Genomic DNA, 10,790 nt, shown 5'->3' on the forward strand with positions numbered 1-10,790 from the left:
AAAGAAAAAATGGAAAATAATAAATTGAAAAGAGAGTTATCAACCAATCAAATCACGATGATCGCAATGGGTTGTGCCATTGGGACCGGATTGTTTTTAGGAAGCGGCCTAGCCATATCATTAGCCGGCCCAAGCGTACTGATTAGTTATGCTGTCGGTGCGTTCATTGTTTTGCTACTGATGGGCTGCTTGGCCGAAATAACGGTGGCTTATCCAACGTCAGGATCTTTTGGCACGATTGCCGAGAAGTACATCAGTCCACTCGCAGGTTTTCTTGTGCGGTATTCATATTGGATAGCGAATGTCCTTGCCATAGGAGTCGAAGTCAGTGCCATCGCGGTGTATATGAAATACTGGTTCCCAGATGTGCCAGGGAGTGTATGGATTTTTCTTTTTGCCGCCTTGCTCATCTATGTAAATGCGACCAGTGTAAATACTTTTGGAAATTTTGAATATATATTTTCCATGATTAAAGTTAGTAGCATCGTCATTTTCATCTTACTTGGAGCATACGTGGTGATTGGTGCGGAACCTGCGTCCAGCATCGGTGTGGAGAACTATGTAAATGCCGATGGATTCATGCCATTCGGATTATGGGGTCTCTGGGTAGCGATATTCATCTCGCTCTTCAGCTTTTTAGGAACTGAAATGATTGCAGTAACGGCAGGAGAAGCGAAAGATCCGGATGTCGCTGTGCCCCGGGCTTTAAAGGCAACTGTTTTCAGGTTAGCCACTTTTTACGTACTGACAATCGGCCTGATGTTGATGATCGTTCCGTGGCAAGAAGCGGGGGTGGATATAAGCCCGTTCGTGAAAGTCATGGAAATATTAAATATTCCCGGAGCTTCGGGAATCATGAATTTTATCATTTTGACGGCAGCATTATCGGCGATGAATAGTCAGTTATATGCTTCCACAAGAATGGTCTTTTCACTTTCTGAACAAAAACAGGCACCGGCATTCTTTAGGAAAGTGAGCCGAAAAGGGGTACCGGTGCGCGCTCTGCTCATCTCCACTTTGGGCATTTTCCTGGCAGCCGGCATAAAAGTCGTCCTTCCCGACACGTCTTATGCCTTCATGATGGGGATTTCGATGTTCGGGGCCATTTTCACTTGGTTCATGGTGTTCATTTCTCATTTGTTTTTCAGGAGGAACTGGGAAAGGGCAGGGGGTCGTCAGTTACCTGTGAAAATGTATGGATACCCTTATTTAACAATACTTGGAGCGGTTTTACTACTCGCTTTAACGGTAACAACTTGGTTCACTGAATCATTTAAAATCGTTCTGCAGTTTGGTATTCCTTGGTTGATTTTTCTTTGTGTCACTTACATGTTGATGATGAGGGTAAAAAGAACGTAAAGGGAGTGCACTTGTATGGATAAGGAATCAATGGAAGAAAATCGCTTGGAAGAAGGAATGGTAACGGATTTTGAAAAAGAGATGTCCTATGGAGACTACCTGCAATTGGATCAAGTACTATCGAGCCAGCGCTTGCTTTCCGGACATCATGACGAAATGCTATTTATCGTTATCCACCAAACCAGTGAATTATGGATGAAATTGATTCTTCATGAAATGACAGCGGCTACAGGGCTCATCACGGAAGGAAGGCTGGAGCCTTCATTTAAGATGTTATCCCGGATTTCACGAATTCAACAGCAACTTGTCCATTCATGGAATGTTCTCTCGACCTTGACGCCATCCGACTACATGGAATTCAGGGATAAACTCGGAAACTCATCGGGTTTTCAATCCTTTCAAAACCGAATGATTGAATGTGCAATGGGACAAAAAAACAAGCGAATCTTGGCCGTGTTCCGTCATCAGCCTGCCCTTTATGAATCAATGTTGGCTAGCTTGAATAAGCCTAGTATTTATGACGCGGCAATTGGAGCTCTAGCGGCGAGGGGTTTTTCCATTGATGAATCCATATTGAATAGAGATTGGTCAGAGCCCTACCGGGAAAACGAAAGTGTCGAGGAAGCTTGGTTGGCGGTATACCGAGATGTGCACCAATATTGGGATTTATATGAGTTGGCTGAAAAACTAGTGGATATAGGCAGCCAGCAGCAGTTTTGGCGTTTTAATCATATGAGCACGGTAGAGCGGATTATTGGACAAAGAATGGGAACAGGGGGATCTACTGGTGTCAATTACTTAAAAAAAGTGGTGGACCAGCCATTTTTCCCTGAACTTTGGACACTTCGGACAAAATTGTAAGTAAAATGATGGGAGAGATAAAGGATGAATAAATGGAAAGACATTTCTCAGTTACTCAATGAACGCACGCCATATTGGCCAGGAGATACGCCGTATTCCTACCATTTGAATGCCGAAATAACCAAGGGTTCCTCCGTGAATGTTGGGGAAATTAGGATGAGTACACATTTAGGAACACATATTGACGCACCTTTTCATTTTGACGATGAAGGCAAGAAAATCATTGAGCTCGATTTGGAATTATATATTGGGCCAGCACTTGTTGTTCAAGTCGATGTCGACAAAAGCATAGGAGTGGAGGCTTTAGTTAACATTGACTTGAATGGGATTGAAAGATTATTGCTTGCTACAGGGAAATGGAAGGATCGTAGCCAATTTCCAAAGGAGATTCCAGCAATCGAGCCGGATTTAGCACCTTATCTTGCTGACAAAGGGGTGAAGTTGCTAGGGTTGGATCTTCCTTCTGTCGATTATCTGGACAGTGAAGAATTACCTGCCCATCATGCCTTAGGAAGCGTTGGCATTCACATTTTGGAAGGCTTAGTTCTAGAAAGTGTAGAGTCCGGCCTATATGATTTGGTTGCACTACCGCTTGCTTTGGAAATAGGAGATGGCAGTCCGGTCAGAGCGGTGCTGAAAAGGAAGGATTGAAAGAGGAGGGATTAAATGAGCAAGATTGGAATTTATGGATCTTCGTTCGATCCTGTCACCAATGTACATTTATGGACGGCTTCGACAATTGCCCATCGTGCCAAGCTGGATAAGGTCATTTTTTTACCTTGCGCCAATAACCGGATTGATAAACAGATGAAAACAAGCAATGAACACCGCTGGAATATGCTAGGCTTGGCCATTAGAGATAATCCGCTGTTTGAAGTGAGCGATTATGAAATAAACGAACGAGCTGGAACGAGCAAACAGTATACATGGTATACGATGGAATACTTTAACGCGCAGTATCCAAAGGATGAGGTTTATTTCATTATGGGTGCCGACTTGCTTGAAGATATTGATAATCAGGAATTACCGGTGCATCTTCGTTGGAAATTCAGAGAAAAACTGATTGCGAATCACAAATTCATTGTCATGGCACGAGAGGGAATAGATATGCTGAAAGTCATCTCGAAGAGCCCTTTACTGAGGAACTATGATGATGGCAATACTTTTCACCTTATCGATAAAGGTCTCTCGATGGAAATCAGTTCAACATATATAAGGGACGAGTTCGGGATGGGTGGAGAGCCAAGGTATCTACTGCCGGATCTTTGTTATCGGTATATTATAGAAAACGAGTTATACAAAAAAACTCAAAAAGTTTAAGGTATATACAATAGAAGGACCTACTCGCATTTGTGATAAGGGTTCTTTTTTTATGGAGAATATGTCCTGATATCAAAAAAAGTTCAGAATATTTTATGAACTTATAAGTGAGAAATTCAAAGGTGAAGAGGAGGACGAAAAGCCTGTAGGAAAGGGTTTAAAGTGAAATTGACCGATTGAATGTTCCACATTTGAGGAGAGGGAAGGTGAAAAACACAGTTGACAACTTGGGATACTTTGTTTTATGGTAATGATACATAAAAATGGAAAAAAGAATATTTGCTGATCAGAAAACTGAAGGCATACTATCTCCTGATTTTAATCGAGGAAATAGTATGCCTATTTTGTTTAAAGAAAGTTGAAAAACAGGGGGAAAACTTATGAAGAAGATCTTGGCATTTTCAAGTTTGGTTTTAGCATTTGGTGTGCTAGCTGGTTGTAACTCCGAAAAGACCGAAGGAAATGATGGGAAGCCAAAATCAGTTGAATTATTGAATGTGTCCTATGACCCAACGCGTGAATTGTACCAAGAGTTTAATGAATCATTTGTGAAACATTGGAAGGAAGAATCTGGTCAGGATGTTACGATTCAACAATCGCATGGCGGTTCCGGTAAACAAGGAAGGGCGGTCATCGATGGTTTGGAAGCGGATGTCGTGACTCTGGCCTTGGCTTACGACATCGATGCCATTCACGAAGCTAGTAACCTATTAGCAAAAGATTGGCAAAAACGCTTACCGGAAAATTCGACGCCCTATACGTCGACAATCGTGTTCTTGGTGAAAAAAGATAACCCGAAAGCTATTAAAGACTGGGATGACCTAATCAAGAAGGATGTTTCCGTCATTACTCCGAACCCTAAGACAAGTGGCGGGGCTAGGTGGAATTACTTGGCGGCTTGGGCGTTTGCTGAGAAGAAGTTCAATAAGGATGAAGCCAAAGTAAAGGATTTTATGAAAAAACTTTATCAAAATGTTGAAGTTTTGGATTCCGGGGCAAGGGGTGCGACGACTACATTCGTGGAACGGGAAATCGGCGACGTGCTAATTGCTTGGGAAAATGAAGCGTATTTAACACTGGATGAATTCGGTGATGATAAGTATGAGATCGTGAACCCTTCGATCAGTGTTTTAGCTGAACCTCCAGTTGCGGTCGTTGATAAAGTGGTTGAAAAAAAAGGTACGAAGGAAGTAGCGGAAGCCTATTTAGAATACTTATATACGGATGAAGGACAGGAAATAGCCGCTAAAAATTTCTATCGTCCAAGGGATGAAAAGGTTCTGGCGAAACACGCGGAACAGTTTGCCGACATTGATATGGTAACGGTTGACGAGGAATTCGGCGGCTGGAGTAAAGCCCAGGAAACACATTTCAATGATGGTGGGACATTTGACGAAATCTATCAACCAAAATAAGAGTGAGTGGAGAAGAAGTGATTTTTTTCACCTCTTCTCCTTCACTAATTAAGCAGAAAGAGCTGGGGCGATACCATGAATGTAGCGACTGAAGTGAAGCGGAAGAAAAAAAGGACGATACCTGGTTTTGGGGTGACGATGGGATTAACTTTGCTGTATTTATCCGTTATCGTGTTGATTCCCCTATCCATGGTTTTTTTGAATACATTTTCAATGGGGTTGAAGGATTTTTGGGAGACCATCACTGAACCAAGGGTTGTTTCTTCCTATAGATTAAGTTTTCTGACGGCTCTAACTGCAGCATTTGTGAATGCAGTTTTTGGCGTATTGATTGCCTGGGTCCTGACACGTTATGAGTTTCCAGGTAAACGAATCATCGATGGTCTGGTCGATTTGCCCTTTGCCCTTCCAACTGCGGTAGCGGGCATCACGTTGACCGCTTTATACTCACCAAACGGGTGGATTGGACAGTTTTTTGGATTCAAGATTGCCTTTACACCTATCGGGATCATCATTGCCCTCATTTTTATCGGGCTTCCCTTCGTTGTACGAATGGTTCAACCCGTGCTGGAAAATATCGAAAAAGGGATGGAAGAAGCATCTGCTTCACTAGGGGCAAATCGAATGCAGACGTTCTATAAAATTATTTTTCCTGAATTGGTCCCCGCGATATTGACTGGCTTTGCCCTATCCTTTGCGAGGGCACTTGGGGAGTATGGATCGGTTGTATTCATTGCCGGCAATATGCCTTTTAAGACAGAGATTTCCCCTCTGATCATCATGACTAAGCTCGAACAGTATGATTACGAAGGGGCAACCGCTGTGGCGACGGTCATGCTTGTTATCACATTCTTGATTCTGCTCACCATCAATATCTTGCAATGGTGGACCAGTAGAAGATATTCAGCGAAATAGGAGGGAGCATGTTGGCCAATCATAATCCTGTGGTTGCAACAAATAAACCAGTCATTTTAACAAGAAATGCGACGAAGGAGCCAAAATATATCCAGTGGACACTCATTTCCATTGTCCTGCTATTTTTGACTTTATTTTTAGTCGTTCCATTGATTGCAATCTTTGTAAAAGCCTTCGAAAAGGGTGCGGATGCCTATTTTGCAGCAATTGCCCATCCAGATTCGTTTGCTGCCATTAAATTGACGTTAATCGTCGTCCTGATCACATTACCCCTGAATGCCATATTCGGTGTAGTGGCGGCATGGACGATCACAAAATATGATTTTAAAGGGAAGAACTTTTTAGTAACGTTGATTGATCTTCCCTTTTCCGTTTCACCGGTCATTGCCGGTTTGATTTTTGTCCTATTATTCGGTCTGCATGGAGCGCTTGGTCCATTTTTGCAGGCGTACGATATTAAAGTGATTTTCTCCATTCCGGGGATTGTCATTGCCTCCTTATTCATTACCTTTCCATTCATTGCACGTGAATTGATTCCGCTCATGCAAAGCCAGGGAACTTCCGAAGAAGAGGCTTCCCTAACACTTGGAGCTGGTGGGTTCAAGACATTCTGGTATGTAACGCTGCCTAATATTAAATGGGGATTGTTATATGGAATCATTTTATGTAATGCGAGGACGATCGGGGAATTTGGGGCCGTATCGGTTGTATCGGGCCATATACGCGGCATGACGAACACGATGCCCCTTCATATTGAGATCCTATACAATGAATATCAATTCTCGGCGGCATTTGCCGTGGCATCGTTAATGTCCATCTTTGCCATCATCACATTGGTTTTAAAGAGCCTAATAGAATGGAAAACGGACATTAAATCCGCAAAAGCCAAGTAGGGGGATATATAATGAGCATCATCATCGAAAACGTAACAAAATATTACGGGGCGTATCAAGCCCTACAAGATATTAATCTGGAAATAAAATCAGGGGAGCTCGTAGCATTGCTTGGTCCCTCTGGTTCAGGGAAAACATCCTTGCTACGCATCATAGCCGGTCTTGAACAGGCTGAAAACGGACATATATTATTTAATGAAGAGGATTATACAAATAAGCACGTGAAGGACAGGAATGTAGGATTTGTCTTCCAACATTATGCCCTTTTCCGCAATATGACCATTTTTGACAATGTAGCATACGGATTAAAGGTACGGCCCAGGAAAATAAGGCCTAGCAAAAAAACGATCGAAGAAAAAGTTACCGAGTTGCTCCAACTCGTCAAATTGGAAGGATATAAAGATCGCTATCCTTCTCAATTGTCAGGGGGCCAGCGGCAGCGTGTCGCTTTGGCCAGGGCCCTTGCCGTAGAGCCGAATATACTTTTACTCGATGAACCATTCGGGGCACTGGATGCCAAAGTCCGTAAAGAACTTAGGCGTTGGTTAAGAAAGCTTCATGATGAATTCAATGTCACGAGTGTCTTTGTAACGCATGACCAGGAAGAGGCGATGGATGTCGCGGATCGGGTCGTCATCATGAATGAAGGGAAAATCGAACAGATTGGCACGCCCGATGAAGTATACGAACATCCAAAAAACCCATTTGTTTATGATTTTCTCGGTAGCGTCAACCTATTCAAGGGCAAGGTTCATCAAGGGAAGCTTGCAACGGGCAATGTGGAAATTCATGTACCCGACAGCGAGGATGGGGAGAGTACAGGGTACGTAAGGTCGCATAATTTCATTATCGAGAAAGGACCATCCGATGTAGATTCGATTGAATCCGTCATCGATCATATTCATGCAATCGGACCAATTGTCCGCATCGAGGTGATTCGTCAGGACATTAATGAACCGCTTGAAATCGAACTTACAAAAGACCAATTCAATCAGCTTTCCTTGAAAAAGGGAGATATCGTTTTTGTTCGTCCGAAAGAGTTGAAAGTCTTCGTTGACTATATGGCAGGAATTTAAAGTTCAAATAATGCATAATAAAAAACCGCCCGTGCGGTTTTTTTTATGCATTATTTCTCTTCTAACACGCTGAATATCTCCCTTTGCCATCGGTGTTCTTTTTCTTACATGGGTAAAACCTGTAACTATCATAAGTTGTAGTTCTTCCTTACTAACAATTGGATAGATTATCTTGTTGAGATTTATCGATTAGTAGACGTACATTGTCAAAAAATGGTTGTTATATCTCGGAGAAATGTCGAAAATAAATGTTTAATGTTAAAAATGAAATGTAATTGTAATATTACTATTACGTAAATGACAAAAACCGATGATATACTACGTATTAGGTAAGTGGCTCAGTAAAAATCTGTATTTTATGTAATCTTACATCAATCTTAGAAATATACATAATGGCTTTTAAAAATAGAGAAGAGATTCCTGTAATAAAATTGATTGCTATTTTCTTAGATAAAAAGAAATGGGTCAATAGAATTGCTAGGGAAGAAAGTAGGGGAAATGAGTTTGAAGAAAAAGTTACTCGTATTAAATACAACTATAATGCTCGGTTTAGGGAGCGTTTTTGCCTCGCCAATGGTTAAAGCTGAATCCGTTTTGGATATTCAGTCAGAACGTGCTGGGATTCAATCTGATATTTCAGATGCAGAAAAAGTGATCCAGGAATTGCAGAAAGAGCAATCAAAAATGGATACTCAAATTAATGAAATCGTTAAAGCGATGAAAGAAAATGATATAAAAATAGAAAAAACTAAAAAAGAAGTGACCGAAACGGAAAAAGATATTGATGCTTTGAAGAAAGAAATTACTGTTTTAGAGGAAAGAATCGCTAAACGCGAAGAGATCCTTAAAGAACGTGCGCTTTCTTTCCAAGAGAGCGGCGGAGACGTTAATTATCTTGAAGTGGTTCTAGGATCTACTAGTTTCCGTGATCTTGTAGACCGTGTTGGCGCCGTTGCAGCTATCGTTGAAGCAGATCAGGAAATTCTTACCCAGCAAGAAGCGGATAAAGCTGAGCTAGAAGAAAAACAAGAATCTGTAGAGAAGAAATTACTGAGCCTTAAAGATATGCAAGTGGACCTAGAAGGCATGAAAGCGCAAATTAAGGAACAAAAAGCAGCTAGTGTAAAAATGAAAGAAAAGCTTGAAAAGAAACAGCTTGAAACAGAAGCTCTTAAAAAGGACTTAGAGAATGAAGACGCGGATTTAGAAGCGAAAATAGCAACGATTCGTGAAAACATTAAAAAAGAAGAAGAACGCAAAGCTGCTGAAAAAGCAGAACTGAATCGTGCTGCGGAAGAAGCTCAGAAATCTTCTACTAGTAACGTAGAGTCTTCTTCAAGTTCGACTAAAGGTGAAACTTCATCGTCATCGGGTTCATCTAAAAATAGTCCTACAACAAAATCAAATGATGACAGTAAAGCCTCAGTCGCTCCAAGCAGTGCTAATGTAGGTTCTGCCATCACAGCTGGTTATAAATACATCGGTAATTCAACGTATGTATTCGGTGGCGGTAGAACAGCCTCCGACATTGCGAACGGCCGATTCGATTGTTCAGCATTTGTTGCTTGGGCTTACAAGCAAGCAGGTGTGAATCTACCACCTAGCACAGGTGCTTTGACAGGTGTAGGAAGACAAGTTTCGAAAAGCCAAATGCAACCTGGAGATTTAGTATTCTTCAATACGTATAAAACTGATGGACACGTTGGTATTTACGTTGGAGGCGGCAAGTTCATTGGCTCTCAAAGTTCGACAGGTGTTGCTGTTGCTAACATGAGCAGCGGTTATTGGGCAGGCGTATTCAATGGACGTGTAGTTCGAGTGAAGTAATAGTGTCAAAATGAGCAGGGTGATCATCACTCTGCTCATTTTTTTTGAAAAAAGTGAAACTTATTTTGATTAATAACGTAAATACTATTAAGATGAAATAAGGATAGGTGATGTGGATTTAATTTGAATACCTGCTGACATTTAATGAAACAACATTCCCTACTACTAAAAACGGAGGCAAAAAAACATGATGAAAAAAATTATGGCTGCATTACTTACAATCACATTAGCATTCTCGCCAGTTGGTTCCTATGTATTCCAAGACCACTCGGAATCAGCTGATGCAAGAGGTTATAAATCTGGAAAAAGAAGCTTTAACAATAATAACTCCAATAACAATACGAATAACAATTCCATTTTCCAAAACAAGCAAAAGAATAAATCCGATACAACAAACAATGCGAAAACTACTACAAAGAGAGGCAATTCGTTTACCAAGGGCGGTCTAATGAAAGGACTGATGCTTGGGGGACTAGCAGGATTACTTTTTGGTAGCCTATTTGCCAATATGGGTGCGTTAGGTTCAATTCTTGGGCTATTAGTCAACGTAATAGCAATCGTTGCAATCGTTGCTATTATCCGTAAAATTTTCGTCTATTTCAAAGATAAAAAGAAAAAAGAGGATCCAAACCCATGGAGAGGCTAAGAATTTCTGAACAAGACATCATCAATGCAGTGTGTGTATACATTGCCCGTAAAAAGCAGGTAGAGCCGAATGAAGTTGAAGTAGAGTTGATGTATGATGATGATTACGGCTTCTCGGCGGAAACGTTCGTTGATGGCAGGAAGCAAGTGTTGATTACAATCAACTTGATTGAAGCACTTCGTTTATGGCTTGATGAGTATTTAAACATCGACCCATATTCAGGAATCGAGCTTGTCTTGGATGATGAAGAAGGCATTGTTGCCTTAATAAGTGAAAGTAATAAGTAAGCGAAAAGGATGTTCCCATGGAGCATCCTTTTTTGGTGTGCCCGGCATGGGTGCAATCTATAGGGTGTGAGTCCCGAACCATGAAGGCAGTAGTAGTGGTTAGCTTAATGCAAGGGTGTCCACGGTGACGTGGAATCTGAAGGAAGCAAGCGGCAAACCTCCGGTCTGAGGAACACGAACTTCATATAAGG

Annotated in this window: 11 protein-coding genes; all 11 read left to right on the top strand. The window is 41.5% G+C overall.

Annotation, left to right across the window (positions count from 1 at the left end; all coding sequences use genetic code 11):
* The first annotated feature begins 9 nt into the window (after positions 1-9).
* The 11 genes from ACIQXN_RS08485 to ACIQXN_RS08535 all read left to right on the top strand — a co-directional run bounded on the left by ACIQXN_RS08485 (position 10) and on the right by ACIQXN_RS08535 (position 10,599).
* Positions 10-1,359, top strand: coding sequence for an amino acid permease (locus ACIQXN_RS08485; RefSeq protein ID WP_402964609.1), 1,350 nt, complete (start codon positions 10-12; stop codon positions 1,357-1,359).
* 15 nt (positions 1,360-1,374) lie between these two features.
* A complete protein-coding gene (gene kynA / locus ACIQXN_RS08490; protein WP_402964612.1) occupies positions 1,375-2,220 on the top strand; it encodes a tryptophan 2,3-dioxygenase in 846 nt (281 codons plus the stop codon).
* A gap of 24 nt (positions 2,221-2,244) precedes the next feature.
* Positions 2,245-2,871 carry an arylformamidase gene (gene kynB / locus ACIQXN_RS08495; protein WP_402964615.1) on the top strand — a complete coding sequence of 209 codons (627 nt, stop codon included), beginning with the start codon at positions 2,245-2,247 and terminating at the stop codon, positions 2,869-2,871.
* Positions 2,872-2,886: 15 nt separating this feature from the next.
* Positions 2,887-3,540 (top strand): nicotinate (nicotinamide) nucleotide adenylyltransferase, encoded by a 654-nt coding sequence (gene nadD / locus ACIQXN_RS08500; protein WP_402964618.1) that lies wholly within the window; start codon positions 2,887-2,889, stop codon positions 3,538-3,540.
* 380 nt (positions 3,541-3,920) lie between these two features.
* Positions 3,921-4,955, top strand: a complete 1,035-nt coding sequence (locus tag ACIQXN_RS08505; RefSeq protein WP_402964621.1) for a sulfate ABC transporter substrate-binding protein — start codon at positions 3,921-3,923, stop codon at positions 4,953-4,955.
* 75 nt (positions 4,956-5,030) lie between these two features.
* Positions 5,031-5,870, top strand: coding sequence for a sulfate ABC transporter permease subunit CysT (gene cysT / locus ACIQXN_RS08510; protein ID WP_402964624.1), 840 nt, complete (start codon positions 5,031-5,033; stop codon positions 5,868-5,870).
* An 8-nt stretch (positions 5,871-5,878) separates the two neighbouring features.
* The gene (gene cysW / locus ACIQXN_RS08515; protein WP_402964627.1) at positions 5,879-6,763 is read left to right on the top strand and encodes a sulfate ABC transporter permease subunit CysW; all 885 of its coding nucleotides are present in this window, start codon (positions 5,879-5,881) and stop codon (positions 6,761-6,763) included.
* Between the two features lie 11 nt (positions 6,764-6,774).
* Complete coding sequence (locus ACIQXN_RS08520) at positions 6,775-7,839, top strand: sulfate/molybdate ABC transporter ATP-binding protein (RefSeq protein WP_402964630.1); 1,065 nt, start codon at positions 6,775-6,777, stop codon at positions 7,837-7,839.
* A gap of 498 nt (positions 7,840-8,337) precedes the next feature.
* The gene (locus ACIQXN_RS08525; RefSeq protein ID WP_402964633.1) at positions 8,338-9,666 is read left to right on the top strand and encodes a C40 family peptidase; all 1,329 of its coding nucleotides are present in this window, start codon (positions 8,338-8,340) and stop codon (positions 9,664-9,666) included.
* A 190-nt stretch (positions 9,667-9,856) separates the two neighbouring features.
* Positions 9,857-10,312 carry a hypothetical protein gene (locus tag ACIQXN_RS08530; RefSeq protein ID WP_402964689.1) on the top strand — a complete coding sequence of 152 codons (456 nt, stop codon included), beginning with the start codon at positions 9,857-9,859 and terminating at the stop codon, positions 10,310-10,312.
* Positions 10,300-10,599: a YxcD family protein gene (locus ACIQXN_RS08535; RefSeq protein ID WP_402964636.1), complete on the top strand. Its 300-nt coding sequence runs from the start codon at positions 10,300-10,302 to the stop codon at positions 10,597-10,599. Before ACIQXN_RS08530 ends, ACIQXN_RS08535 begins: the two co-directional genes overlap by 13 nt.
* Positions 10,600-10,790 lie beyond the last annotated feature (191 nt).

Source organism: Peribacillus sp. NPDC097295 (assembly GCF_044761665.1).
In the GTDB taxonomy this organism is placed as follows: Bacteria; Bacillota; Bacilli; order Bacillales; family DSM-1321; genus Peribacillus.

Excerpts from the sequence above, each read along its gene's own strand:
- cysW (WP_402964627.1), top strand. The coding sequence starts at position 5,879 with ATGTTGGCCAATCATAATCCTGTGGTTGCAACAAATAAACCAGTCATT.
- kynB (WP_402964615.1), top strand. The coding sequence starts at position 2,245 with ATGAATAAATGGAAAGACATTTCTCAGTTACTCAATGAACGCACGCCA.
- ACIQXN_RS08505 (WP_402964621.1), top strand. The coding sequence starts at position 3,921 with ATGAAGAAGATCTTGGCATTTTCAAGTTTGGTTTTAGCATTTGGTGTG.
- nadD (WP_402964618.1), top strand. The coding sequence starts at position 2,887 with ATGAGCAAGATTGGAATTTATGGATCTTCGTTCGATCCTGTCACCAAT.
- ACIQXN_RS08530 (WP_402964689.1), top strand. The coding sequence starts at position 9,857 with ATGAAAAAAATTATGGCTGCATTACTTACAATCACATTAGCATTCTCG.
- ACIQXN_RS08525 (WP_402964633.1), top strand. The coding sequence starts at position 8,338 with ATGAGTTTGAAGAAAAAGTTACTCGTATTAAATACAACTATAATGCTC.
- ACIQXN_RS08535 (WP_402964636.1), top strand. The coding sequence starts at position 10,300 with ATGGAGAGGCTAAGAATTTCTGAACAAGACATCATCAATGCAGTGTGT.
- ACIQXN_RS08485 (WP_402964609.1), top strand. The coding sequence starts at position 10 with ATGGAAAATAATAAATTGAAAAGAGAGTTATCAACCAATCAAATCACG.
- cysT (WP_402964624.1), top strand. The coding sequence starts at position 5,031 with ATGAATGTAGCGACTGAAGTGAAGCGGAAGAAAAAAAGGACGATACCT.
- kynA (WP_402964612.1), top strand. The coding sequence starts at position 1,375 with ATGGATAAGGAATCAATGGAAGAAAATCGCTTGGAAGAAGGAATGGTA.
- ACIQXN_RS08520 (WP_402964630.1), top strand. The coding sequence starts at position 6,775 with ATGAGCATCATCATCGAAAACGTAACAAAATATTACGGGGCGTATCAA.